Genomic DNA, 26,790 nt, shown 5'->3' with positions numbered 1-26,790 from the left:
ACTGCCAACGGTTTGTGTAAGAACAGTTGCGTGCTTTAGTCTGTATGATAGAAAAAGAAAAAACAACATTAGTAAAGTCCGCAGGACTTTCCGATGAATACAGACCTAGCAATTGTTTTTACACTGTGTTGTGTGCTGGCTTTTAGTTATTCTTCTTTGTCTACATTTATTACAATTCGTCTATACGCAGTCAAAGCCGGAGTCCCGTTGTCAGTTATTTCTAAAATAAGATGTATGGTCTTGCCTGAAGCCTCAGAAGGTACAAGTATTTTACATGTCGATGAAGAACTTTCTTCTATTGTTATTGCACCTTTATATGTACTTGGTTCATTATAAACCGACCATTTATAATCCAGCGTATTCTCATCAGGATCATTTGAAGCCGAAGCATCAAAAATTAAGGAATCTCCAGAAATCGCTTTTTTATTAATAACTTTCAATGAGTTATCGCCATCTACAATAGCCACGGGATGATGGTTTACAGCAGAATAGTTTTCTGTGGTAGTCCACAACATACGGGCTGCAAAATCATTAAAAATGTGTTTTTTCCATTTGTTTATGGCGTCAATGCCTTCTTCTGTACTGCCGTACATGTAATAAGGGTCATATTGTGTTTCATCTTTACCACTCTTGACAATAAAATCCATGCCGCGTATTCCACTTATCTTTTCTGTGGAAAATCGACCACCCCATCCTCCGTAATCTATATGTTCTGGTGCGTTTAATCCATTGGCATATACAAAAAGAAAAGCAGGTGTATCGCCTTCCGTTGCCCATACCCTATCAGGATAATATTGTCCTAATGGCATTATGTTCTGAACATTTTTCTTAGTCCATTCGTCAGAAGGAGCCCATCCATAGATTTTTTTGTTGCGTATATAAACAATGTCAGGAAAGCTTTTTGCAATCCATGCACCCGCATCATCTTGACCAAGCACATCGTAAATCCGAATTTTCTTTATGAATTCTCTTAGTTCTTTTTTGCTTCGAGTATTCTTTACTTTCCACAGGGCTTGTGCAAGAGTGTTCATGCCTCCCCATCCAGAAATCCATACTGGTCGTTTATCTTCTTTATTGTCAACTACAGAAATAATCAGTTCCGAGCCTGGAGAGTCTTTGCCTTTTCCGACGCCAGACATATTAGATTTTGCTTGGCCTCGCTTAGTGACTGACTTTAAATAGTTTGCCTCTGGATATCCTTGGGCGTGCTTTTTTAAGTTGGGTAATATTTCTTCATACCAATTTATAGATTCAATTATCTTGTCGGTCTTGTCAGGATCGTCCATCCAAACTTGGGAGCTTACAAGGCCTTCAATGTCTATTACATTAGAGCAAACCAAAAGATGAATAATAGATTGGATATCATCGGGGTCTGTGCCTCCAAGGTCGGTGGTAACAATGAGCCTTTGCTTGTCGCTTTGGTCAACTTGTGCTGTACAATAGTCTACGCAAAACAAAAATGTAAATAGAAATATATATCTCATTATTTGTATTAACTTTTATTTAATGTTATTCACACTGTTTATCTTTTCAGCTTGCACACAACGTATGTATAAACGTACCGGTACGTTTATTTCTTTTTTAGCGATGACTAATCTAAAGGATTTTTAATTGATTTAAAAGTATTCGTAGCTACATGGGTGTAAATTTCAGTGGTTTTAGTAGAACCATGCCCTAGTAAAACCTGTATCTTTCTAAGATCCACGCCAGATTCCAAAAGGTGGGTAGCAAAGCTGTGGCGCAGGATGTGCGGACTTATATTTTTGTTCGGTTTGGCCTTGCTAGAGGCGTTTTTGACCACCTTTAGTACACTCGCTCCGCTATATTGTTTTCCCGGTTGCCCTTCAAAAAGGTAGATTTCCGGTTTCCATTTTCTGTAATACTGTCGTAAATGGGCAAGGCATTTCTCAGATAAAATAGTAAACCTGTCCTTGTTGCCTTTACCTGCTTTAATTTTAATAAGCATGCGCTTACTGTCTATATCTTGAAGCTTCAGGTTTAAAAGTTCTGATCGGCGCAGACCGCTACTATACAGGAGTTCTACAATACAGCGGTGTTTGATATTATTAGTGTTTTCGATGATCGCAAATATTTCCTCTCTAGAAATAACTTGGGGTAGTCTGTGTTCCCGTCTGGGGCGCTCCATATCATAAAACCGGTTAGGCATCCCACAGACCACTTCATAATAAAATTTGATGGCATTTATAGCCTGGTTGATGTAGGAATTGGACTTATTCTCCTGTATCAAACTTTGCAGGAACAATCTAATCTCACATTCATCCAGACTGTCTATATCCCGCTGTGAATAGTGATTAATAAACTTTTCAAAGAAAGTGACATATGTTTTAATAGTACTAACAGAGTACCTTTTAAGCTCCAGTTTTAAAAGATAATTTTCTGGGCAACGGCGGTAACCTCCCGGTATATCACGGTTACGAAACCAGGAACTATCTATTTGGGCAGCTCCTGTTGTGGAAGGGCGATTGTTATAAAACCTGTTATAGTTGATCCATGCGACCCCTTTAAAGGTAATGAATATCTGGGAGCGGTTTGCCTTGGTATTGGGTAGATAGACCATCTTAAAATGGTCGCTCCATTTGGGGTTGTCCAGACTTTTAATAAGTCCATGGATGACCTTATCGGGTTGAAATTTAATCCCTATCATCTTTTGTTTACCGATCATTAAATGGTAGAGGCTTATGTTTCTAAAATAATCCATTTTAAATATTACCAGAAAATATTGATGTAAAGCGTATATTAGTCGCATAATATACGCTTAAAGATATTCGTATGAAAAAGTGTCCAGTTTGTGAATCTGTTATTGTCGGAAGAACCGATAAGAAATTTTGTTCGGCCAAATGTAAATCCGTTCACCAGTATGAAACACGACAACAAACCGAAGCTTTTTATCTCGAGGTAGATCGTCAACTAAAAATAAACCGAAAGATTTTAAAAACCTATAATTACAAAGGCTATACTACGGTAAGGAAATCAGCACTTTTAAACGACGGTTTTAATCCCGGTTTCTTCACTCATTACTGGAAAAATTCAAGAGGGGATGTGTACTTCTTTGTTTATGATTATGGTTTTTTAGATTTAAAAAAATCAGGTAAAAATAAATACCTGATTGTGCAATGGCAGGAATATATGAGGAAATAAATTATTATAACCTAATCATTACACTCTTGAATTTGAATTAATATTAGAAAATTTTGCTAATAGTAACAGATATTAGATTGCTTCATTATTTTTACTTTTAATAGATTTTTGATTATGAAGGTTTTGACGCTTTACCAATATAAACTATTATCAGATCATGAGTAATACGATTTATTATTTACCCAGGGGGATTTCTTGGATATGGTTATAGCGGGGAATTCTCGTTTTGCTGTTTACGCACTTTTCAAATTTTTTGTGGAAGTAGAATATAACAATAAGGAAAATAAAATAATTGGCCTTAAAAGTTTTGTGACAGGTGAAATTATGGAAAAGTATGCAAAACTTGGGCTTTGAGATTTTTAAAGTAAAATAATTTAAAAATTATTTAATTTTCTCTTTAGCTAGAGCTAAATCCTTTTTAGAAATACCTTTTATTATTTTGTAATAGAATGGCTTACGACCTCTTTTCCCTTTTCTTGTATATGCCTTTTTAGTTTGTAAAATATACTCATTCAAAGAATTGACAAGTCGTTTACTTACCTCACTGGCATTTACTTTTTCCTTAAAATCCTCTATCAATTGATTTACGATATGTTCCGAAAGGAATTCGTCACCCTTGCTGTATTTAGCTAATATAACTATGATTTTTTCATTCAAAAAGCGTTTTTCATAAGATTTTTCATGGTAAAGGCCTTCTTGTTTTCTAAATGCAATGCGTATTTTGGTATGTTCAGGAAGAGAATTAAATGTAGGAATTTTGAAACTAGGATCTCCAAATTCAAAATAACGTAGACCAAAAACTTGCGATATTGCCTCCAGCGTATATAATTCTATACCACCAGATTTTGCCAATACTGTATCAATAGTTTTTTTGTTGACTTTTGCTAGATAAGCAATATCTAATGTTGACAAGCCAAATTTATTTAAATATATGTCAAGTATTTGAGCGTATTCACTAATTAAATTATTTTCATTCATATATTATTAATCCAAATTCCTTGGATTTTATATTTTTTATATTTAATTTTGAATCAATAAATTAAGCGACTATAAAAGAGGTTTTTAAACCTCTTATTTATGGTGTTACTCATAACAGAAAACCGTCATTTTCCCTATGAGTCAACCATGAGCTCGCTATCTATTGGATTTTGTATCTTCGCGATATAAACCAATAGGGCGGGTTTCATGTAAGTCTTTGGGGAACCAGGTTTCGACTTGGAGGTTCTTGACGGTACCACTGTCAAAGCATTGAGATCCGCTTTGTTGGTTTTTTCAACATGGCAACATACTTACTAAGCTTCTGAGTACATCATCGTTTACATAATTAATTTGACTATGAAAACGAGACTAAAAAATCTACAAAAATACCTTCACGGCTTAGTGCCGCACAAGTGTTTTTTCTCTTTTCATAACAGCAAACCACAACCCCAATCCCTACAACCTATTTCAAAAAACATAAAATGCGCTCCAGAATAACTTTGGCGTAGCCGGTGTCAAAATGCCCTGCCTTTTGCCCGGTATAACTGGCCTGGCGCCTGTGCAAACCACATAGGCCTAGCACATGGGTAACCATCGTATTCTCTAGTACTCGCAATGCTAAAAATACAGGGTTTTCCTTAGTTGTGCAAATCCAAAATTTGCTGATACAGGCAAGCTGGGTCGGTTTTTAAAATTGAGTTGGAAGAACGAGTAATCAGTTCAAATCTTGAATCTTGAATATTGAATTTTGAATTGTTCTGAATTGCAAGAGGAGATTTCTCCATTCCGCTACGCTACACCTGCCTGCCGGCAAGGCAGGGTCGAAATGACCATTGAAACTGGAAATTATGAAAGTATGAAAGTGTAAAGCTGGAAGTATGAAAAGTGAAGAGTGAAAAGTGGGAGGTGATAATCAAGAACGAGTAATCAGTTCAAATCTTGAATCTTGAATATTAAATTTTGAATTATTTGGAGCTGAAAGAGGAGATTTCTCCATTCCGCTATGCTACACCTGCCTGCCGGCAAGGCAGGGTCGAAATGACCAATGAAAGTGTAAAGTATGAAAGTGAAAAGTGAAAAGTGAAAAGTAGAAAGTGAGAATCAGGATGAAACTTTGAATCTTGAATATTAAATTTTGAATTATTTGGAGTTGTAAACCCTTAAAACCGATTTCTATAAGAATAAACAAAACCACACATTTGAATTAGCCTTAGGCTAAGCTATAAGCTAAAAAACCTTCCCTCATGTTGGAAGCTGTGGGGAAGGTTTAGGGCTTGATTATCTATTAAAATAAAACAAAACCACCGCGAAATTATGAAAAATAATTACAAGTGCTGCAATATTGCAGTGCTAATACCCCTTTTATGTTCATTTTTCTTTTTAGGGAAGATGAATGCCAGTCCTTTTTATTATCATTTTACCTATAAACCTCATCTTTTTGTTCAACAACAAATCACCGGAATCGTAAAAGATCAGGAAGGTGTTCCTATTCCCGGGGTCAATGTCATTGTTTCGGGATCATCTAGCGGTACCATCACCAATCTGGATGGGGAATATTCCATTACTGCCCGGATAGGAGATACTCTGGTGTACTCTTATATTGGATTTAAAGCATTTAAAGTTCAGGTAACTGAAACCTTTTCTGGTGATATCATTCTTCAGGCCACTATTGATGCGTTGGAGGAGGTCGTCATCAATGCCGGGTATTATAATACAACACGCCGGGAGCGTACCGGGAATATATCCCGGGTTACTGCCGAGGATTTAGAGCTGCAACCTGTTGTTAGCCCATTGCAAGCTTTGCAAGGACGAATGGCGGGGGTCGAGGTCTCTCCATCTACCGGAGTTGCAGGAGCCGCTCCTTCTTTTCAGATCAGGGGGCGCAATAGTTTAAGGAATGCCAGGGGGAATAATGGTAATTTGCCTTTGTATATTATTGACGGTGTACCGGTAAATTCTTCCGAAATACAGAGCATTGGTGGCATGCTTACAGCCTCTGGAGCAGATCCCTTGTCTACTTTAAATACAGCGAATATCGAAAGTATAGAAGTGCTGAAAGATGCCGATGCTACCGCTATTTATGGTTCTAGAGGGGCTAATGGGGTTGTACTGATCACCACAAAACAGGGCAGCTATAGTCAGGAAAAATTAAAGATAGAAGGACAGGTTTATTCAGGCTTTTCTCAGGTGCCCAAATTTGTCGATTTGATGAACACAAGACAGTACATTGCGATGAGGGAGGAGGCTTTTGCTAATGATAATGTTACCCCAACCGAAAGCAAGGCTTACGATCTTCTACTTTGGGATCAGGATCGGTATACCAACTGGCAAAAGGAATTTATGGGTAATAATGCCGAAATCACCAATGCAAATTTAAATTTTAGCGGCGGAAACCAGCAGACGTCATTTAGGATAGGGGGAACCTTCCATGATGAAGGCTCAGTATTTCCGGGAGATTTGGATTATCAAAAATTAGGGGCCAACCTGGCTTTTAATCATCGCTCTAAAGATCAACGGCTTAGTTTATTTCTACAGGCTAATTATGGTATCGAAAAGCGAAATCTTTTCGATAACACTTCTTTTGTCTCCCAGGCCTTAAATTTACCACCCAATGCTCCTGAAATATATGATGAAGAGGGGAACCTAAACTGGGAAAACAGTACCTGGAATAATCCTTTAGCGACGTTGTATAGGACAAACGATGCCCGTACAAATTCGTTACTGACTAATTTCGGCTTTTCTTATTTGATTGTAAAAGGCCTTACCTTAAAGGCTAATTTTGGTTATTCTACACTAAATGCAGAGGAGGTAACCAAAAACCCGGTGCGTAGTTATGATCCTGAAATTCAATACCGGATAGTTCCTACTTCCCGGCATCAGCTCACCAACAGGGATAGCTGGGTAACAGAGCCACAGCTTCACTATGAGTTCAGCTTGGAAAAACATAATTTTAATATCATTACCGGTCTTACCTTCCAAGAGCGAACCGATAAGGTTTTAAGTATGCGGGGTGAAGGATTTAGTAATGAAAATTTACTGGGAAACCTTGCAGCTGCCGATGATGTTAAGGTAACAACAGATCGGGAGATTATTTATAAATATGCCGCGGTTTTTGGACGTATAGGTTATAATTGGAATAATAAGTATTTTATAAATCTTACCGGTAGAAGGGATGGATCTTCGCGCTTTGGACCTGATAAGCGTTTTGCTAATTTTGGTGCCATAGGTGCTGCCTGGATTTTTACGGAAGAGCAATGGATCGCAGATCATATACCATTGTTATCTTTTGGTAAACTTCGTGGTAGTTACGGGACGACAGGGAGTGATCAAATTCCTGATTATGGATATCTGGATACTTACGAACCCACACGCGGGCCCAATGGTTTGTATCCAACCCAATTAACCAATAGGGACTACTCCTGGGAGATTAATAAGAAACTTGAAATAGGAACCGAGCTCTCATTCGTTAATGGAATTTATAACCTGGGGGTAAGCTACTATAGGAATAGATCAACCAATCAATTGGTGGGGTATCCCTTGCCGTCGATCACGGGATTTACAAGTGTACAGGCAAATCTGCCGGCAGTAGTTCAAAACACGGGATGGGAATTTGAAATGGATATAAGTCCTGTAACTTCAAAAAATTTTAAGTGGCAATTAGCTGCCAATCTTACGATTCCTAAAAATGAACTATTGCAATTCGATAATATCGATCAGACGTCTTATAATCAGCGTTTTGTAGTAGGCCAACCCTTAAGTATCCAACGTTTTTACAACTATGTGGGAATTGATCAGGAAACCGGACTATATCAGGTTGAAGATGTAAATGGTGATGGCAGCTATAGTTTTGCCGACCAGAGCGTGATTGTAGATTTTGGTAGGAAGTTTTACGGTGGAATCAATAATACCATTAGCTTTAAAAACCTGTCCCTACAATTTTTGTGGGAATTTATTAATCAGAAAGGATATACTTCCCTGGCTTATGTGACTACCCAGCCCGGTGAAATGGGGAATAAGCCTGTAGATCATACCAATGCCTGGAGACAACCAGGTGACCAGACCAATATTCAAAAAAACTCGCAAGGAATTAATGCTTTACTGAGTGATTACTATGCCAAGCAAAGTGATTTGGTGGTTGGGGACAATTCTTTTTGGCGATTAAAAACCCTGAGTTTATCCTATAAACTGCCGCAGGGATTCATCAACAGCTTAAAGATGAATCAGGCAAGGATATTTATTCATGGTCAAAACCTATGGACGTTTACAGATTTTGAAGGGCTCGATCCCCAAACAGGCAATAGCCTACCTCAACTTCGAAGCCTAACCGCAGGATTACAGTTTAATTTTTAACTATAAATGATGAAAAATAGGAACCCTAAATATATATGTAGTGCCTTGATAGGAGTAATCCTTTTATGCACAGGCTGCGAAAGCTTTTTAGAAACAGAAATCCCGAATAATAAAATTAGTAGCGTTACTGTTTTTGAGAATGTAGAAACCGCTAACAGTGCCATGCGGGGAGTGTACAATGAACTTTTTCGTGCGTATTATTCGTATGGAGGGCGTAATTCGGTTACCGTCATTGCCGGAATTTCCGGGAATACCCTTCAGACAGAAGTTCTCGATAATAATTTAATACAATTCGAGCAGTATGCCATTAACCCTGCAAATTCGTACAACTATAATATATGGGCCAGTGCCTATAAGATGATCTACCAGGTTAATGCGATCCTCGAAGGATTGGAAGCTTCAGGTATCAATGTAGCTACCAAAAATCGTTTAATGGGAGAGGCCAGTTTTGTACGTGCTTTTACTTATTTCTATTTGGTGAATCTTTATGGTACTGTACCGCTAATCCTATCTACAGATTACAGGCCGAATGCCACTGCAGGGAATGCTGCTGTTTCATCGATATATGAGCAGATTATAGCGGATCTGGAATTTGCGATGTCAAAATTGGGAGATGACTATACTGAGGGTGACAGAAGCAGGCCAAACCGTTTTTCAGCCATGGCTTTATTGGCACGAACTTATTTATATACTGAAAATTGGAGCATGGCTGCGGAAATGAGTAACCAAGTGATAAGCCTAAATACACACTATGAATTACTAAGTGATTTAAATGAGGTCTTTTTAGCGAATAGTCGGGAAGCTTTATGGCAAATTTCTCCTATTGGTTCTGCTTCTGGGGCTGTACATACAAACGAAGGAAATCTTTTTATACGGGCCGATAATGCGACTTCATCAGTGCCGGTTTCCTTAACCGAAAATTTCCTAAATTCTTTTGACGATAGAGATCTACGCTATCAAAATTGGGTTGATGTTTATACCCTTAACGAAAGGGAGATCTATTTCCCTTATAAATATAAAATTCAATATGCACCTTCCGGAAGCATTGTAGAATATTCCATGGTCTTACGTTTGGCAGAACAATATTTAATTAATGCAGAAGCTAATGCCCACCTGGGGAATTTGAAGGCTGCAATAAGTGGGGTGAATACGATTAGAGAACGTGCAGGTGTTGCCGCAATAACACCTTCCGACCTACAGATGAGTGAAGAATCTATCCTCCAAGTGATCTTGCAAGAGAAACATAAAGAGTTCTTTACGGAATGGGGACATCGGTATTTGGATCTTAAGCGCATAATTTCCCTTCAAATAAATGTACCAAATTTGGAACAAGAGCAACTCTCGCGGTTATATCCCATTCCGGAACAAGAACTGATCAGTAATCCTAATCTTGAACAGAATGAAGGCTATTAAAATCCTATGGTATAAAAGTCCCTTAAGCGCAATCAATATCATTTTCTTATGCTTCTTTATTTCAAATATGTCAGCGGGAAAGATATTAATGGAGAATCTACCAGCTAAGGATAAGAGTACGGTGATAACTGGGGAACTTGGTAACGGCTTTCGTTACTATATCAAACCTTTACATGATGAAAACAAAATACACACCCAGTTACTCGTAAAAGCAGGCTTTCAGGAAGAAACACCAGAGCAGTGGGAATGTGCACACCTGATAGAACATTTGCTTATAAAAGAAACTGAAAATGCTCCAAATGGAATCACGGCGAAATTAAATGAGATTGGATTGGGGCTTAGAAGTGTTGCTGCCTTTACCGGTAGAAACAATACCTCTTATAATTTGGAGTTTCCATCGGAACACAAGGAGGCCTTACAGGTAAGTATGGAATTTTATCATGATGTGTTATCAAAGCAAATATTTAGTCCTAACGCTATAGCGGATGAAAAGATGAGGGTAATTCAGGAATTTAACTTTAGAAGCGGGCAGAAGAATATTGCTAGCCATCGGCTTAAAGCTAAAGCTTTTCCTTGTTTTAATGAGCCTCCATTAGATTTTGAAATTCATATAAAATCCTTAAAGAAATCTACAATACAACGGTACTATAATAAATGGTATCAACCAGGTAGGACTAGTTTAATCATTATTGGTGCTATTAAAGATCCTGCTGATTTAGAACAACAAATTAGATCGATGTTCTCTAAAATAACCAATGAATCACCGAGAGATGGGGATATGGATTGTGAACAAAAATACCTAAAACAATCTTCTAAAATTGTTAGTGTTACTTCTAGGCTCAAAGAAGAAAAAATGCATTTGGAACTGCTACATAAACTTAAAAAACCAACGAATATGCTGGCTTATTATAAAGATAACTATATCGAAACCTTAGGGGTTAATATCCTCAATGAGCATTTTAAAGTCTTTGAAAATCAGTATGGATATTCCAGTAAAACATGGTCACGTATTAATGAATATCCTAAAGCATTTGCGATAGCTATGGTTGCCGAACCCGGTGATTTTAGAAGGGATTTATCACAAAATATGAGTCTTATTGCCGGTTTGGCCCAAAAAGAAATGAACGCCTATGATTTTGAGAAAAGTAAAATGAGGCTGCTTGAACAATTAAAGTGGGTTAAAAATGATAATGCTAACTACTGGTTGGAAATGATAAGAGACCGTATTATTTACGGATTAAAAGGAAATTACCTAAGTAAAAACGAATTGAATGAGGCAGTGGGAGGAATTACAAAAAGTGATATTGATCGTTTTTTTAAAAGCGTATTACAACCGGCTTTTGATGATATAACGATCATTAAACCTGAAAAATCCGACCTGGATATTGAAGAGGGCGAGTTAAGGAATAGTATTTATAATGCGTATAAAAAGCCTTTTATACCTGAACAAACTAAGGTGCTACATCAGTTGATCCCTGATTCTCTAAATGATAGTTTAAAGCTACATTCAATAAGGAAGCTAAAGCTATCTACCGATTCGCTGCAGGAATTTGAGTTATCAAACGGAATTAAGCTGGTTTTTAAAACTATTTCTTCATCAGAAGCTGAGAATAAAATAATGGTTCACGGCTTTACTCCTATTGGAGCGAATGATTTTTCATCGGATGATTATGAGTCAGCAATCAATGCGCGGGATATCATTAGGAATAATGGGGTGTATAAGTATAATAAATTTCAATTTAACAGCTATCTGGATAGTATCGGTTTTGATGGTCACTTAAACCCTTATATAGATAACCAGACTTCAGGTTTCAGGGGTGAGGCGAGGGTTTCTGATATAGAATTGGTGTTTCAACTTATTTATCTCTATTCCCAACATGCCAGAAATACCGAAGAGGCCTTTGAGGACTGGAAATTAAATAGTAGTGAGTTTTATAGTTTAGGACACAATATGGGAATAGCGGACTTTGCAGATAAAATAGATGTATCAATAGGGAGAAAAACAATTCCTACAGGCCATATGCGAATAGCATCTGTAAAAAATACAGTTAAGGAAAGGGCATTTCATATTTATAATCAGGTTTTTACAAATGCAGATCGTTTTACTTATATCATTGTGGGTGATTTTGAAATAGAGAAAGTGCTTCCCCTTGCAGCGAAATACCTGGGAAATATTACCAGTTCATCAACCAATATTATGAATGCTCCTTTCGTGAAAAGCAGTTTGCTGAGTACTCCTAAAAAGATAAAAGTATCTATTGAAGGAATTCAGGATGTAAAAATGAAACTAAGCTATATCACCCCAATCTACAAAGAGATATGGAAAGCTAAAATTGAACTTGATTTAATGTGCAGAATTTTAAATGATGTTCTGGTAAATTCTTTATGGACAGATACCAGTATGGGAACCACCTATTTTATAGCGGCAGCGGGTCGTGTTGACCATTTAGAAAATTATGGAGAGCTTGCAATCTATTTTGATACGGATCCGAATATTGCAGAGGGCTTTAGAGAAAACGTGATAAAAACGATTTCAAATTTGAATATAAAGGAACAGCGGTTTCAGAAAAATAAAGAAGCGCTTTTGAAACGTTTTGATAATGAAAAATTAAATGTTCTCATGGATGATATATTAGAACATTACCGGTATCAAGAAGAATTTGCCGATTACAGAACCAAACAAAGATACCTGAATTCTATTTCTTTTACTGATTTTAAAAAGTTATATAAAGAATATCTGGGGAAGCATCCCTGGGAGTTTATAGGGATAAATGCTCATAAAAGGAGTCCCGAATAAGCTCGGAACTCCATTACATTTTACTCCATTTACTCCATAGAGTCATCGATTATGGTAGCCTGACCTGAGGATTGTAAAATATTCTCATGGCTACTATCATAAACATCATATAATTGTGTTGGATCTGAAGTGAATCTTACCTGGCAATTATTGCTTTCCCCGTTGCAATTTACGGGTACAGCTTGCCAGGTTCCATCTTTAAACACCTCCCCACTTTGTTGAATAGTAGGAGCGGTAAACGACATTCCGATAGCACTAACGAATGCCAGTGCCGGGATTAAAAAATTGGTTTTCATAACATTTACGTTTTGAATTTATAAAACAGTCCTAGTTTAAACAGATAGACCTTCTCGCTGCAATCACGCGTGAAATTCTTTATAGGGGATGTTTGCTGTAATTATATTGTTTTGGGATTCGCCGTAACCTCTCGCTTGGTAAGATACCAGGCTACTAAGCTTAGTATAAGATTAACCAGGTTAAATACTACATGTTGCTTCCAACTCAGTAAAGAAATCAGCCCGCCACAACTACAGGGCTTGTTGGGTAAAAACCAGATAATCCAACCGGTATAAATGCTTAGAAGGATAAATAATAAAGCAATACTTAGATAACCGATACGTCGGGTGCTTTTAAAACTGATACTTATCGCCAGTACAAGTTCTGTTATGGGAATAAGCCATTGTCCAACAGCTGCGAGTTTAGCACTCAAATATAATGGGGCATTTATAAGGCTGGTATATAAACTATTCCCTTCGGTAATTTTGCTTAGTGCCGCATAGCTCAGTAACAGAATAAAATAATACAAAAGAATAGCCTCTAAAACTCGGGAATAATTAATGCTTCTAAAATGGGATGCCTGCATCCTATGATTTGATGTGGTTTTCATTTTATTCTAGTTTAATTTGTCTTTTATCATTTAAGCGTAAATGTCACTAATTATCCTGTTGTAAAATGCCAGTAGAATGTCCTCATAGGCTTAAAATGCTATGTACAGGCCGGGAAGGACTTTTTTCTACCCAAGGTTGCGCTCTGATATTTTGGAAAAATAATTTTTACGGTACTGGGAAGGGGTAACCCCAAAATGCCGCTTAAACCGTTGGGTGAAATGCGCGGGTGTTTTAAATCCAAAATGATGACTAACCTGTTTAATGCTCATTCCTCCGCCTTCCAGTATTGTTAGGCTACCTTCCAGTCGCTTTTCCATATCATATTGTAATATGGATTGATGAAATCGTTCTTTAAAAACACGTTTTATCCTGCTAACGCTTGCAGCAGCTTTAAAGGCAATATCTCCTAATGAAGGGATACCATCATGCAGGCCTTCCATAAGAATACGATGCAACTTCTCGGATAATTGATAATCGTATATATTTTTTGAATCACTGTTAATAACCTTAAGGGCAAGTGGGGATGGGGATGATCTGGCTTTTGTTTTGGTCATGTAAATAGCGTCTTCAGGCTCATACCCAATCAATAAAAACAAATCTAGCCTGGTATACCTTCCAGGACAATAGAGACGCGCCTTAAGAGGGATCAGTAGTCCTTCCGGACTTACAAAATCAATCACTCCTATGTCGAATTCCTGATCCTTGGAGTTTAAAAAAAGTGTAAACCTACGTTTATACTTTTTCTTAGAGCGATCACTTAAAAGTTGTAGTAGGCTAACGGCTGGATCAGCATTTTTGATAATAAGTCCTGCGCTATCAAAATAGCTGTTAATAGCGTGATTTTTATCAATTAAGATAAAAATTTTGGGTTGTAGAAATTTTGGAGAGGTGACCTGCAGCTCCCTAAACATCCTGGCCAATTGCAAACTCGCATTGTTAAAAATTAATGCAAGGGTATCAATCTCATCCTTGCTGTCCGAAATAGGTATTCGATAAGAAAATATACCTTTGGATGCTTTAAGTAAGGCCTCTACAAGTAGATGGTATCGGGGATCGGAAAATAATCGTTTAGACATAACTTAAAGGCTTTAGGTATTGATGCTTTTTATAGGTTACCGGTCATCTACAATAAAACTTAAGGCTTCATGTTTAGTGAAACAAAGTTTTGTAGGTATTTGCGGATGATGGAATTGTATGAAAATTTCTCCCAGATAATGCTCGTAAGGGGTATGTACTACTATGGCTAAAACCTTAAGCATTGCAGTACCTTCACTAGCAAAAAAGGCCATGGCATCATCACTAATGTGATGTATCTTGCGTAAATCCCATATCATAGGATATACTTTTTCATGTTGATATAATAGCCTATCGGCTACAATCATCTTTGCTATTTTGAGATTAAGATCAGGAACAGGTTTAAACGTTAAATAAAAAATTCCATCACTAATCCACATTACTGCATAGTCGGTCTCCTTCCGCATAGGCAATGGATTATAAATAGTATTTAATAAAATTTTGGGGCTGTTTGTAATTGTACCTGCACTTAAAAGCACTATTAAATATAGGAATATTATTTCTTTATAAATTTTAAACCCCTGCTAAAATGTTATCTGTCTGGTCTAAAAAATATTCCAATTCGCTTAAATGATAAGGTTAAGGAATTCAGATCTCGGTTCCCTAAGTTTTTATAGCTCCATACTTTGATTTTATCACTATATAGGTGAAGAATGGGAATAGTTAATTTATAATTATAAGTACTGTTTGAAGTATACAGGAGATAAATTACGGAAGCGATCAAAAAAAGGACACGGGAGACCTATTGGGTATCGGGATGCCCCATAAAAATAATTATTGGCTACTAATTAGCTTTTAGACCTGCCTTGCTGAGGTTGTTGACTTTGATATTACTCACAAATCAATGTTTCCTTAAAAAATTGTATTTGCTGTTTAATTCCAGATTGTAAAGTAGTAGCAGGTTTGAAACCGATTAATCTCCCGGCTTTTTCTATTTGAGCTTTTGTGCTTTTCTGGTCTCCATTTCTTGCCGGTAACTGCTTTAAATGAATGGATGAATGTGTTAAGTTTTCAACCAGATGAATACATTCTTTTACTGTATAGGTTTCGTTACTTCCCAGGTTGATGATTTCTCCATAGCAGTTTTCGTAATTTTCGATAAGCTTTTTTATTCCCTCAACAATATCTTCAACATAGGTGAAACTGCGTATATGTTCTAGACTGCCGGAATATAGATGGAAAGAAGTTTGTAATAAAGCAGCGGCAATTAATTTAGGGAACATTTTATCATTCCGTTCTCTGGGACCATATACTGAAAATAAACGAAGCGAACATACGGGAAGCATCTCGTTTCTAAAGTAGGATAATGCGAGCTGCTCTGCCGCAAGTTTGGTGACGCCGTAATAGGAAACGGGTTGTGGAACCTGTTGTTCATCGCCTTGTGCGGTTAATCCGTAGACAGAAGAAGTACTAATATTAATAAAAAGTTTTAAATGTTTAGCGTGAAAATTTTCACAATATTCTAATAAATTATGGGTAGCTATAGTATTGTTCTGCAGGTAAGAATTAAAACTTGTATGAGGGTCCAGTCCCGGCTGTGCTGCCAGATGAATCACAAAATCGATATTGTGAACCGGTAATTGTTCCAGCTCACTTTTTTCACACAAATCTACCTTATAGAAGTCGATAAATTTCTTTTGTAAATCAGTCAGGTTTTTCTTTTTCAAATTCACATCATAAAAATCATTCAGATTATCGATGCCTGTAACTTGATGTCCTAATTGTAGAAGTGCCAAGCTTAGGTTAGAACCAATAAATCCAGCTGCTCCCGTTATAAAAAAATGCATATTTTACGTTTATTGATAACAAAGTAACTTTAAAAAAACAGTATAATTCAATGGCTAATAGTATCTTAATTCAATTTTAAGCAAAGCTTTAGATTTCGGGTTTAGTTTTGGACCAAATACTTATACATGGGTAGAAAGAGTATTGGTTATCTTTTTATTTTAATAGTTGGCTTATTACTGGCTATAGGGATACCGGGGTTTATGGAGAGCAGTGAAGCGAGGTATGCGGCAATTGGTTACGAGATGTTTTCTTCTGGCGATTACCTGCATCCCTATCTTTTAGGAATTTACCATTTTCATAAACCTCCTTTAACCTATATCATAACAGCCTTGGGATATTCGATTTTTGGAGTTAATGAATTTGGTGCTCGTTTCTTTTTAGTGGTAGCCTACGCTATACAGCTTTTATTGGTGTATAGGATCAATCTTTTACTTTTCGGGAATGCTAAACAGAGTAGGCTGGCGATGATTATTTATGCAGGATTTCCAATCGTTCTTATTTCTGTTCTTAACCTAACTACCGATGCTTATTTAAATACTTTTTTTATGGCAGCGGTATATTTTTATATCTGTTATTATCAAAAGAAAAACTATAGCAGCCTTTATTTGCTAGCCATTATGTTGGGATTGGGGGTTCTTACTAAAGGCCCCGTGGTCTTTCTTCCTTTTGGTGTTTTTATAGTTTTATTTCAATCATTTCTAAAACCGAAATGGAAGTGGACCATACATCACTGGATGGCGCTGATCTTATGTGTTTTTATTTCGGTGAGTTGGTTTGCCTATATGGTGGGTACTGTCCCTAAATTATGGGAGTATTTTATTGGCTATCAATTAAAGGACAGAATATTTAATGCAGAAGTTTTTCATAGAGCCGAGCCGTTTTGGTATTATCTTATTTTAGCGCCCCTGCTTATCTTTCCTTATTCGGTTCCATTAATATTTGGAGTATTTAAAAACCGGGGAACCCGCAATGCCTTAGCTAAGGTTTTTATAGCTGGCGCTCTAATAATCATCTTTATATTCTCATTATTTTCTTCTAAACTGATCTTGTATATTTTACCTTCATCCTTGTTTTTCGCATCTTTTATTGCTTATAAGCTGAATACTCATCCCAAACAATTGAAACTTTTAATCCATACCATGACCTGGGAATTGTATATTTTAATAGGGGGCGGGGTGCTGTTTTTTTTATTTTCAGCACTATTTATCCCGGCAGCTCTATTAAGCGTATTTCTACTGGGATTTCTTTGTTGCAGGTTTAAAGGTAAAAAATGGTCTTTTGGAGTCCTTAATTTATGGTTTGTGCCTACTTTAATGGCCTTATTCGTTTGTTTCAGCTTAGCGATGCCTTCAAAGCTAAATTCTTATCGAGAGCTTTTTGGATGGATTTCGAAATCATATCCTTCACAGCGTATTTTGGTGATCTATGATCATCTCATTCCTTCGGCAGAGTTATATAGTAACAAAAAGGTGCTGACGATCCATGATCGACGTTTTCAATCTTTAAGGGAAATTCAGTTTGAGGATGTCGTTCCTGTTAATTACTACGACCTCAATAAAACTGAAGATCAACAGCGTGTAAGGAACTTTAATGATAATAAGGTGCTGTTTATGGTGAAAAAGAAAGATATTGAGTTTGTACCTGCATATCTTAGCGATCATTTTAAATATCGTAAAGAGCGGAATGGCTGGTATTTTTATAGTAATTAGAATTTTTTCTGAACACCGAAGTTTACCTTAAAAGGGCATTTAATTTTAAGCAATATTGATGTTATGGCTTGTTTTCTATAATGAGAGTTCGGAGTTAACCGTATCCTTCATCAATACATTTTCCAGAGTATTGACGTTAATTAACAAGGCTTACCAATATTAGGCAAGTCTTTATCAAATAGCTTTATTTCTTTAGAATTTGCTTAAGGAAGAGGAGGAGGTGGTGGAGGTATAGAATTTACTTCAAGTTCTTTATCCGGGTTTTTCATAAATTCCTTTACGTATGCAATCAAGTCTGATCCTTTACTAAGGACTTTTACGATTTTCCCAGATTTATTTACGACGATATGTGTTGGGTAAGCATTCAGTTTTAATGCTTCCTGGATTAGATCTTTTTGCTCTGGTAAAACCGCATAATTAAACTCTGTTTTTTCCAGAAACTTTTCTAAATCCTTTTTTTCATCTAAAGCCAGGCTTATAAATTGAATATTTTCATTTTCATAGCGATCAACCAGTTTATTTAATTCTGGCATTTCTTTTATACATGCTTTACAATTAATAAACCAAGTTTTAAGTACAGTTGTTTTTCCAATCAAATTATTTTGGTCGATTACTTCACCTTCCATATTCTTTGCCTTGAATTCGGGAAAAGGTTTGCCCTCCATTAAATAGAACTGAAACTCTGATTTAGCTAGATTTTTTATAATTTGACTTATTTCATTTTTTGACTGCGTCGGGATAGCATACAATTTATAAGTTTTTAAGCTATCGCTTTCCATTTCTATAGGAACAAAGTTTCCAGACGTAAGTTCCCATAAGAATTTTCCTTTAGGAATAACGTTAAAGCTTGTATCTATCGGTTCGAAATCTGATGAAAGCGAAATACGATTATATTGATAGGTCCACCATTTGTCTTGATTAGATAATAATTCATCTACCATAACAACAGGTTTTAGTTCATCTTCATCCGTTTTCTGATCAGGATTTTTTTTACAGGCATAAAATGTGGATAAGAGGAGTAGTATGTAATAGTAATTTTTCATAGAAATCTAATTTTGGTTCAAAGGATGCATAATTCGTTATGGTATTATAAATATAGTTTTTTTAGGATCAGTCTAGGGATCATAACATCGGTTTTGGCTGTCCCTACATATCTTAGCGATCACTTTAAAAATCGTAAAGAGCGGAATGGCTGGTATTTTTATAGTAATTAGAATTTTTTCTGAACACCGAAGTTTACCTTAATAGGGCATTTAATTTTAAGCAATATTGATGTTAAATAAATGTCCTATAAGCGCCGTAATGCCCATGGCAATAGTGCCCCATAAGGTAATACGAGCAATAGCTTTGGTGATCTTAGAGCCTCCTGTTTTAGCCGAGACACTGCCCAAAATAATCAGGAAAATAATCGAGAAACCATACAGTGAATATTCCATATTTCTTAAAGGCAGAAAAAGAACCACCAAAAAAGGAAGAAGACCGCCAACGGTAAAAGCAGCTCCCGATGCCAAGGCCGCTTGTAGTGGGTTAGCTTTGCTTACTTCGGTGATGCCCAGTTCATCTCGAACATGTGTTCCAAGAGCATCATATTCGGTTAATTCTTTAGCTACCTGGAGCGCGGTAGCTTTCTTTAATCCTCTTTTAATATAAATCGCTGTTAGCATTTCTAATTCCAGGTCGGGAGTTTCTATCAGTTCTCTTTTTTCACGCTCTATATCGGCATTTTCAATATCTGTTTGTGAACTTACAGAAACATATTCACCGGCAGCCATAGACAGTGCTCCTGCAACAAGTCCCGCAAGTGTTGCAAGGATAATTGGTTCGCGGGTAGCACTGGCAGCCGTAATTCCTATGGCAATACTTGCGGTAGATAAAATACCATCGTTTGCTCCAAGTACAGCAGCCCTAAGCCAGTTGCTTCGATGTATGTAATGTGGCGCTAAATAATCTTCTAATTGTTCGGGTTCTTTATTGCTCATCTTTATAAATGGAAAAATACTAATACGCTATGATCACTATTATTTAAAAGTAGTTGAAATCTAAGTTCTATACAATGATTAGATCTTTCTAATTTTATAATCATAATGTTACGAGCTTCCCTATGCCTACCATAGCTGGGTAATAACCCATGGTATAGGGTTCTTGAGTAAATTTCTTTATATAAGATTTTTTGTAATGGTAAGAAATGAAAGGTTTGTAATGATGCTTAAATTAAATACCTTGTTAGCGCTACTGTTTTTTAAGATTTCTAAAGAATCCAGCAGTATAAAAAGCTATTTTAATAACCACTAATTTCCAAAACTCATGCGCAGCCTTTTAAACAGCTTGATCTTGATTATTATAAGCTTTAATTGCTGTTTCGCTCAGCACCATCAATCAAAACCATTCTATAAACCGCTTATTTTTCCAGAACCGGTATCCCTTCAAGTAACCCGGGGAGCCTTTGTAATTACTCCTTCAGTCACTTTGGTAGCCCCCTCAAAGAATGTAAGTCCAGAAATTGAAGAATTGCTCATAGCGGCTTTAAAAAAATCAGGAGTTCAGTATGTAAAATCAGTACAGGAAATTCCTAAGGAATTAAATCATACCTATATCGTATTTGGCTTAAAAGATTCGAAATTAATTCAGCAGGCTTTAGAAAGAAGTAATGCGGTAGTGCCAGATAAAAAAGAAGCCTATGCCGTTTCCGGAATTTCCACAGGGGATGGAGAACTTATTACTTTAGCCGGTAAGGATAACGATGGCCTGTTCTATGCCGTACAAACCTTTATTCAGCTCACCAAACAGGAGTCGGTTTCAAATTTTGTTATTCAGGATTATCCGGCAATGCCAATTCGAGGAACTATCGAAGGTTTTTATGGGAAACCTTGGTCGATGGAAAGCAGGCAGGCACATTTAAAATTTCTAGGCAGTGTAAAAGCAAATACTTATGTCTACAGCCCAAAAGATGATCCTTATGCCAGGGCAGAATGGCGAGAAGACTATCCAAAAGAGACCCTAAAGGAATTGTCTGCACTGGTTGAAATTGCTAAAAATAATCATGTGAATTTTGTTTATGCAATCTCTCCGGGCCCCACAATTTGCTTCTCTGATCCCGCAGATCTTGACGCTTTAAAGCGAAAGTTTGAAGAATTATATACCATTGGAGTTAAGAATTTTTATGTAGCCCTTGATGATATTGAATATACCCAATGGAATTGTGATAAAGATGAAGCTCATTATGGTGAATCGGGAAAAAAGGCCGCTGGAATTGCGCAATCTGAACTTCTTAATAAATTACAGGCGATTTTAGACGAACTGGATCCTAATATGAGTCCGTTAATCATGGTGCCTACAGAATATTATGATGCCAAAGAAAGTGACTATAAAAATGCGTTAATTGAAAATTTAGATCCTAAGATTGTTGTGCAATGGACGGGAACCGATGTGGTACCTCCCTCCATTTCCAATAACGATGCCGGCAAGGCTGCTAAGGCATTTGGGAGAAAAACCTTGTTGTGGGATAATTATCCGGTAAACGATTACGGGCAAACAAAAGGAAGGTTATTAATGGCGCCTTATCGTTATCGGGAGGCCGGATTATCTAAAGAACTATCAGGAATTTTATCGAATCCTATGAATCAGGAAATGCCGAGTAGGATTGCGGTTACTGGCGTAGCCTCTTTTGCATGGAATGATAGGGCTTACGACCCAGATTTGATCTGGTATATGGCAGCCAGAAATCTGGCGAATGGAGATAAAAAAGCAACCCAGGCATTATTAAAGTTCTTTGATACCCAACATTTAGCGCCTACTTTTGGTAGCCAGCCCTGGCAGGAACAGGCCCCCCGGTTAAAAGCTTTACTCGATAAAGTAAGAAGGGAAATTGCCTTTGGCGATACCGCTTCCAGGAAAAAAGTGATTACCGAATTGAAAACTTATGCAGAGGAATTTAAAAATGCCCCGGCAATTATCCGCTCGGCGGTAGATCCTGTTTTTATAGAAGAAACTAAACCCTGGCTCGAGGCCATGGAATTGTGGGGAGAATCGTTAGTGCTAACTGCAGAAGGACTACAGGCAGCAATGAATAGTAATACAAAAGCTAAAAATCTTTTTGAAAAGGCCGCAGCATTTGCAGAAAGAGCAACCGAAATTGAAAGTATTCCCGGAGCCACAAGATTCGATGGAAAAATAAAAATAGCTGATGGGGTTTTGGATGTGTTTATTAATAATGCCCCAGGGCTTATTACATTTTAATTTTCGGTATCCCAAAAACAATAAAAGCCATTCGAATTCCAGGTCGAATTCCAGGATTTGAGTGGTTTATCCCAGCACTTTTAGAGCGTCCAGGTGTTGCCGGTTATTCCCAAATTGGCGTGATTTTAATCCCTCATTGAGGGGTTAATTCCCCGGGGTTCTTGATTTTTATTTTAAAAAAATCAGGTTTGGGATTTTCTGGGAGATGCTAAATACTACTTTAAGAATTTTTGGTGGCCTATTTGATAAATTCTTCCCCGGGCATCATAAGCAATACTTAAATCACCAATCTGCTCTATCCTATTACTTAGATTGTAATCGATACGCAATTTTCCAATTTTTTCAACACGGTAGTGTAAATCATATTCAATAGCGGTTTCCCCAATTTTATCTATTTGATTTCGGAAATTATAGGAAATGTTTTGGTTGCCGATTTTATCTATTTGGTTTCGTAAATTATATTCGATGTTTAAGTTTCCTACCCGATCGATTTTGCCTTTAAGATTATAGGAAATTTCATAAGTGCCTATCTTATCGATCTTGTTTTTAAAATTATACTCCACAGGAGCAGTACCAATTTTATCTATTTGATCTTTAAAGTTATAATTGATCGTATAGCCGTTAAAATAAGAGATTTCACTATTTGCGTTCAATTCAAAATTATTGTGAAGGCTTTTCGGTAAGCTTTCCTGTAGCTTAAGATAGCTGCATTTTTCCTCAAGCAAAAGTACCGGCTCATGGTTTAAACCTACGGTAATAGGTATATCTTTTATGAGTTCCAAATAAGCGATTTTTCCTTTGGGATTAAGAATGATGTGATCTACCTGAAAAAGAATACTACCGTCTAATTGCAATACCGCGCCAACTTGTTGCGCGCATGCAGATCGTGGGAAGACGAGAAAACAAAGAAATAGGAAGGCGTAGAGATGATGTTTCATGTTCGCTTTTTGATTGATAGAAAAACGGAAACAAAATTTATGCCTAAACTTCTACACTTTGGCCGTTCCCAGACACCGGTTTCCCCCCGTTTAGGTAAAAATCAATTCGACCAAGATAAAGTCCGTAGCATCCAACCTGGTTAATCATTACATTTTTATCTGCTTTGTTTTTTACGATTGTAGGTTCGTCTAAAAAAGTATGCGTATGCCCGCCAATAATAAGGTCAATATTCTCGGTTTTTGCCGCTAATTTATGATCGTCTACTTTTTCGCTGTCGTATTGATACCCTAAATGAGAAAGACAAATGACCAGGTCACAGTTCTCTTCATGCTTTAAAGCATGACTCATATCCGTGGCCCTTTCAACAGGATCCAGATATCTTGTTTCTTTATAAAGTGTATCGTTAACCAAACCTTTTAATTCGATTCCAATGCCAAACACTCCAATTCTAACTCCGTTTTTAGTAAAAACCTTATAAGGTTTGGTGTGGCCATCCATAATGGTATTGCTGAAATCGTAATTAGAAATCAAAAAATCGAAATCGGCATGAGGAAGTTGCGCATACAGGCCATCGATGCCATTATCAAAATCGTGATTCCCTAAAGTTGAAGCATCATACTTGAGCTTGCTCATTAATTTAAATTCCAACTCTCCACCATAAAAATTAAAATAAGGAGTACCCTGAAAAATATCTCCCGCATCCAGTAAAAGTGTATTGGGATTTTCTTTTCTGATCTTTTCAATAAGTACTGCTCTTTTAGCCACCCCACCCATATTTGGATTTTTGTAATGGTCTGGGCCAAAAGCTTCAATATGGCTGTGCACATCGTTAGTATGCAAGATGGTAATATGTTTTGGAGCTTCAGAAAAACCAAGGGAAGATAATCCGCCTAATCCTACAAATGCTGAGGCTGCCGAGCTTTGCTGAATAAAGTTTCTTCTTTTCATTCGAATAAATTCAGGTTAAGAATTTGTTTTTTAATCTTTTAAAGGAGCTGTAAAGAAACCGACTGGCGTTGTTCCTTTGGTACATATTCATTCCCTTTTTAAATCCCTCCATAGGAGGTACCGCTATTCTTTAATAAATCTATCGTCTTGTTGCGACTTTATAGTATCGGTTTTTTGGAAATAATCGATAATCGCATTCCTAAGTTTATAATCGATATCATATAAATTTACCGGGTTGTTAAAAAAGTTCATGCTATCACCACCCTGTTGTAAATAGTCTGATGTGGCTACAAAATAATTTTGGTCGGGCTGTATCGGTTTACCTTTGATCCTGGCACTAATCACTTTAAAACTTTTATCCATTTTTATCTGGATGCCACTTACAGGATGTGCCGATTTACTTTTTTCAAGGTAGTGAAGTAATTGTGCTACTTTCGCTCCGCTTAATTCAGCAATGACGATTTGATTTTCAAAAGGCATCATATTATAGGCATCGCGAGTGGTCACCGGTCCTTTGTTTAATTCAGATCGTATTCCGCCGTAATTCAGTAACACAAAGTCGATATTGTTTCCGGTCCGGCTTTTAAACACCGGATTCGCCTGTTCCATCACGATATCAGCCATTAAATTACCAATTCCGGTATTCATGCCTTTTTCACCTTTGCTTAAAACATGCGGATTATACGCTAAAGTACTATCCAGTGTTTTATTTAGGTGTTCCTTAAAAGGAGCAATAAACTCTTCAATTTCTGGATCCCCGTTAATGGTACTATCGATCGCTATTTCTTTTCCTTCAACAGTTTTTCGGGAAACTTCAGTATCCAATTTGCAGGAAATAAGACTTAAAAAGCAAAATAGGAGAGGGAGCTGTTGAATCAGGTTTTTCATAATACATAAATTGCAGTGCAAAGGTACGCAGATAAAAAAAGTAGGCTTAATTTCTTCGGAATAAATTGAGGTCGAATTCAATATTGTGTAATTATTGTAACAAAAAAAACAAACCTGTTAAATATGAAAACTCAGCTTAAGATTGGTGGCTTGGAGCTAGTAAATTTCTATGTGAAATTATTTACATTTGCTGGCCAATATCACCACAGTGTTTAAGAATTTTAAATATTTATTAGCTGAAAAAAAGCTTTTGAAACAGAATTCGGAAGTTTCAGTTGAAAAAAATGAGAAATTCATTACGAAAGTGGGGTTGGTAACCACCGCTGAAGCTTTTGAAACCGTCAAACCGCTTTTAAAACTTCAGCAAGAGTTAAAAATTGCGAAAGGCGATTTTAAAGTTCTTGTTTGTACTGCAAAACCAGCTGCTGTGGAAGATGAACGAGCGATTTTTTTCGCACCTTCAGAAATAAAAGCAGGTGGAAACATCGAAAATGAAGCTGTTCAGGATTTTTTTAAATTGAAATTCAATGTGTTTATCGCTTTTTCCGGAAACGAAAACCGACTAAAAAACCTGGTCTTTAAATGTGCAAAATCAGTTATAAAGATCGATCATAAAAGAGAAAGTCAAGAAGCCGACCTTATGATCGAAACAGCAGATGTACATGCATACCAACAGGAAATCCTGAAATACTTAAAAAAACTAAAACAAATACGATAAATGAGCGCGTTTGTAGGCACGGGAGTAGCTTTGGTGACTCCATTTAAAGATGATTTAAGCATAGATTTTGAAGCTTTAGAACGATTGGTAGAAGATCAAATCGTTAATGGCATTGATTATCTTGTGGTTTTAGGAACTACAGGAGAATATTCTACGCTTAATAAGCAGGAGAAAGAGCAGGTGATCGATTGTATCGTAAAGGCTAATAATAATCGTCTTCCTTTGGTCTTAGGGATTGGAGGGAATAATACCATGGCAGTAGTAGAGCAGGTGAAAACTACAGATCTTTCCGCTTTTAAAGCCGTATTATCGGTTTCTCCATATTACAATAAACCCTCTCAGGAAGGGATTTTTCAGCATTTTAAATTAGTAGCTCAGGCTTCACCGCTTCCTATTATTTTGTACAATGTTCCCGGAAGAACAAGTTCTAATATTTTACCGGAGACGATAGCCAGGATTGCCAGGGAATGTGGTAACGTAATTGGCGTAAAAGAAGCTGCAGGAGATATCGTGCAGGCCATGAAATTAATGAGCTTGGTGCCTAAAGATTTTAAGGTGATTTCTGGCGACGATATGATTACCTTACCAATGACCCTCGCCGGTGGGGCTGGTGTGATCTCTGTAATTGGGCAGGGCTTCCCCGCAGCATTCTCGCAAATGGTGAAACTGGGATTAGAAGGAAAGGCTAAAGAAGCCTATCAATTTCATTATAAAATAGCACCTTCAATCGATTTAATTTTTGCCGAAGGAAATCCGGTAGGGATCAAATCCTTATTGGAGAAAAAAGGAATCTGTTCTAAGAACGTAAGACTTCCCTTAGTGAATGCCTCAGAAGTATTACAGGCGAAGATCGGCGATTTTGTAAATGATTTTCATGCTGAGGTAGTGTAACTAAAACTTTATAAA

At 36.9% G+C, this 26,790-nt stretch carries 21 protein-coding genes; 8 read left to right on the top strand and 13 right to left on the bottom strand.

Annotated features, from left to right (window positions below; translation table 11 throughout):
* Window positions 1-146 precede the first annotated feature (146 nt).
* A complete protein-coding gene (locus tag ZPR_RS15505; protein ID WP_013072686.1) occupies window positions 147-1,484 on the bottom strand; it encodes a nucleoside hydrolase-like domain-containing protein in 1,338 nt (445 codons plus the stop codon).
* A 107-nt stretch (window positions 1,485-1,591) separates the two neighbouring features.
* Window positions 1,592-2,719 carry a site-specific tyrosine recombinase/integron integrase gene (gene xerA / locus ZPR_RS15500; RefSeq protein ID WP_187288280.1) on the bottom strand — a complete coding sequence of 376 codons (1,128 nt, stop codon included), beginning with the start codon at window positions 2,717-2,719 and terminating at the stop codon, window positions 1,592-1,594.
* A gap of 71 nt (window positions 2,720-2,790) precedes the next feature.
* Between xerA and ZPR_RS15495 the strand changes: the two genes are divergently transcribed.
* Window positions 2,791-3,159, top strand: coding sequence for a hypothetical protein (locus ZPR_RS15495; RefSeq protein ID WP_013072684.1), 369 nt, complete (start codon window positions 2,791-2,793; stop codon window positions 3,157-3,159).
* A 381-nt stretch (window positions 3,160-3,540) separates the two neighbouring features.
* Here the strand turns inward: ZPR_RS15495 and ZPR_RS15485 are convergent, their stop codons facing one another.
* On the bottom strand, window positions 3,541-4,137 hold the full coding sequence (locus ZPR_RS15485) for a hypothetical protein (RefSeq protein ID WP_013072682.1): 597 nt from the start codon (window positions 4,135-4,137) through the stop codon (window positions 3,541-3,543).
* A gap of 1,314 nt (window positions 4,138-5,451) precedes the next feature.
* On the opposite strand from ZPR_RS15485, the gene ZPR_RS15480 reads away from it, so the two are divergent.
* The 3 genes from ZPR_RS15480 to ZPR_RS15470 all read left to right on the top strand — a co-directional run bounded on the left by ZPR_RS15480 (window position 5,452) and on the right by ZPR_RS15470 (window position 12,697).
* Window positions 5,452-8,487, top strand: a complete 3,036-nt coding sequence (locus ZPR_RS15480; RefSeq protein ID WP_041578991.1) for a SusC/RagA family TonB-linked outer membrane protein — start codon at window positions 5,452-5,454, stop codon at window positions 8,485-8,487.
* A 6-nt stretch (window positions 8,488-8,493) separates the two neighbouring features.
* Window positions 8,494-9,900, top strand: coding sequence for a RagB/SusD family nutrient uptake outer membrane protein (locus ZPR_RS15475; RefSeq protein WP_013072678.1), 1,407 nt, complete (start codon window positions 8,494-8,496; stop codon window positions 9,898-9,900).
* Between the two features lie 88 nt (window positions 9,901-9,988).
* Window positions 9,989-12,697, top strand: a complete 2,709-nt coding sequence (locus tag ZPR_RS15470; protein ID WP_013072677.1) for a M16 family metallopeptidase — start codon at window positions 9,989-9,991, stop codon at window positions 12,695-12,697.
* Between the two features lie 29 nt (window positions 12,698-12,726).
* On the opposite strand, the gene ZPR_RS15465 is transcribed toward ZPR_RS15470, so the two are convergent.
* From ZPR_RS15465 to ZPR_RS15445, 5 genes are all read right to left on the bottom strand, one after another.
* Entirely contained in the window at window positions 12,727-12,993 is a 267-nt protein-coding gene (locus tag ZPR_RS15465) for a DUF6520 family protein (RefSeq protein ID WP_013072676.1), read from the bottom strand.
* Between the two features lie 101 nt (window positions 12,994-13,094).
* Entirely contained in the window at window positions 13,095-13,583 is a 489-nt protein-coding gene (locus ZPR_RS15460) for a MauE/DoxX family redox-associated membrane protein (protein ID WP_041578988.1), read from the bottom strand.
* A gap of 126 nt (window positions 13,584-13,709) precedes the next feature.
* Window positions 13,710-14,660, bottom strand: coding sequence for a helix-turn-helix domain-containing protein (locus ZPR_RS24110; RefSeq protein ID WP_041578987.1), 951 nt, complete (start codon window positions 14,658-14,660; stop codon window positions 13,710-13,712).
* 36 nt (window positions 14,661-14,696) lie between these two features.
* A complete protein-coding gene (locus ZPR_RS15450; protein WP_041578986.1) occupies window positions 14,697-15,065 on the bottom strand; it encodes a DUF7793 family protein in 369 nt (122 codons plus the stop codon).
* A 423-nt stretch (window positions 15,066-15,488) separates the two neighbouring features.
* Window positions 15,489-16,445, bottom strand: a complete 957-nt coding sequence (locus ZPR_RS15445; RefSeq protein WP_013072672.1) for an NAD-dependent epimerase/dehydratase family protein — start codon at window positions 16,443-16,445, stop codon at window positions 15,489-15,491.
* 126 nt (window positions 16,446-16,571) lie between these two features.
* On the opposite strand from ZPR_RS15445, the gene ZPR_RS15440 reads away from it, so the two are divergent.
* On the top strand, window positions 16,572-18,155 hold the full coding sequence (locus ZPR_RS15440) for an ArnT family glycosyltransferase (protein WP_013072671.1): 1,584 nt from the start codon (window positions 16,572-16,574) through the stop codon (window positions 18,153-18,155).
* Window positions 18,156-18,358: 203 nt separating this feature from the next.
* On the opposite strand, the gene ZPR_RS15435 is transcribed toward ZPR_RS15440, so the two are convergent.
* Both ZPR_RS15435 and ZPR_RS15430 read right to left on the bottom strand, forming a co-directional pair.
* Window positions 18,359-19,198, bottom strand: coding sequence for a TlpA family protein disulfide reductase (locus tag ZPR_RS15435; protein ID WP_013072670.1), 840 nt, complete (start codon window positions 19,196-19,198; stop codon window positions 18,359-18,361).
* A 216-nt stretch (window positions 19,199-19,414) separates the two neighbouring features.
* Window positions 19,415-20,134: a VIT1/CCC1 transporter family protein gene (locus ZPR_RS15430; RefSeq protein ID WP_013072669.1), complete on the bottom strand. Its 720-nt coding sequence runs from the start codon at window positions 20,132-20,134 to the stop codon at window positions 19,415-19,417.
* A 352-nt stretch (window positions 20,135-20,486) separates the two neighbouring features.
* Here ZPR_RS15430 and ZPR_RS15425 point away from each other — a divergent pair, with 352 nt between their 5' ends.
* Window positions 20,487-22,391 carry a glycoside hydrolase family 84 protein gene (locus tag ZPR_RS15425; protein WP_201765794.1) on the top strand — a complete coding sequence of 635 codons (1,905 nt, stop codon included), beginning with the start codon at window positions 20,487-20,489 and terminating at the stop codon, window positions 22,389-22,391.
* A gap of 215 nt (window positions 22,392-22,606) precedes the next feature.
* Here ZPR_RS15425 and ZPR_RS15420 read toward each other — a convergent pair whose 3' ends face one another.
* From ZPR_RS15420 to ZPR_RS15410, 3 genes are all read right to left on the bottom strand, one after another.
* On the bottom strand, window positions 22,607-23,329 hold the full coding sequence (locus tag ZPR_RS15420) for a hypothetical protein (RefSeq protein ID WP_148211743.1): 723 nt from the start codon (window positions 23,327-23,329) through the stop codon (window positions 22,607-22,609).
* A gap of 43 nt (window positions 23,330-23,372) precedes the next feature.
* Window positions 23,373-24,278: a bifunctional metallophosphatase/5'-nucleotidase gene (locus ZPR_RS15415; protein WP_013072665.1), complete on the bottom strand. Its 906-nt coding sequence runs from the start codon at window positions 24,276-24,278 to the stop codon at window positions 23,373-23,375.
* 123 nt (window positions 24,279-24,401) lie between these two features.
* Window positions 24,402-25,166 carry a 5'-nucleotidase C-terminal domain-containing protein gene (locus tag ZPR_RS15410; protein WP_013072663.1) on the bottom strand — a complete coding sequence of 255 codons (765 nt, stop codon included), beginning with the start codon at window positions 25,164-25,166 and terminating at the stop codon, window positions 24,402-24,404.
* Window positions 25,167-25,416: 250 nt separating this feature from the next.
* Between ZPR_RS15410 and ZPR_RS15405 the strand changes: the two genes are divergently transcribed.
* Both ZPR_RS15405 and dapA read left to right on the top strand, forming a co-directional pair.
* Window positions 25,417-25,884 carry a DUF6913 domain-containing protein gene (locus ZPR_RS15405; RefSeq protein ID WP_148211742.1) on the top strand — a complete coding sequence of 156 codons (468 nt, stop codon included), beginning with the start codon at window positions 25,417-25,419 and terminating at the stop codon, window positions 25,882-25,884.
* Complete coding sequence (gene dapA / locus ZPR_RS15400) at window positions 25,885-26,775, top strand: 4-hydroxy-tetrahydrodipicolinate synthase (RefSeq protein WP_013072661.1); 891 nt, start codon at window positions 25,885-25,887, stop codon at window positions 26,773-26,775.
* Window positions 26,776-26,790: the final 15 nt, after the last annotated feature.

This window comes from Zunongwangia profunda SM-A87, assembly GCF_000023465.1.
GTDB classification, from domain to species: Bacteria; Bacteroidota; Bacteroidia; order Flavobacteriales; family Flavobacteriaceae; genus Zunongwangia; species Zunongwangia profunda.
This window is presented reverse-complemented; position numbering and strand designations above follow the sequence as displayed.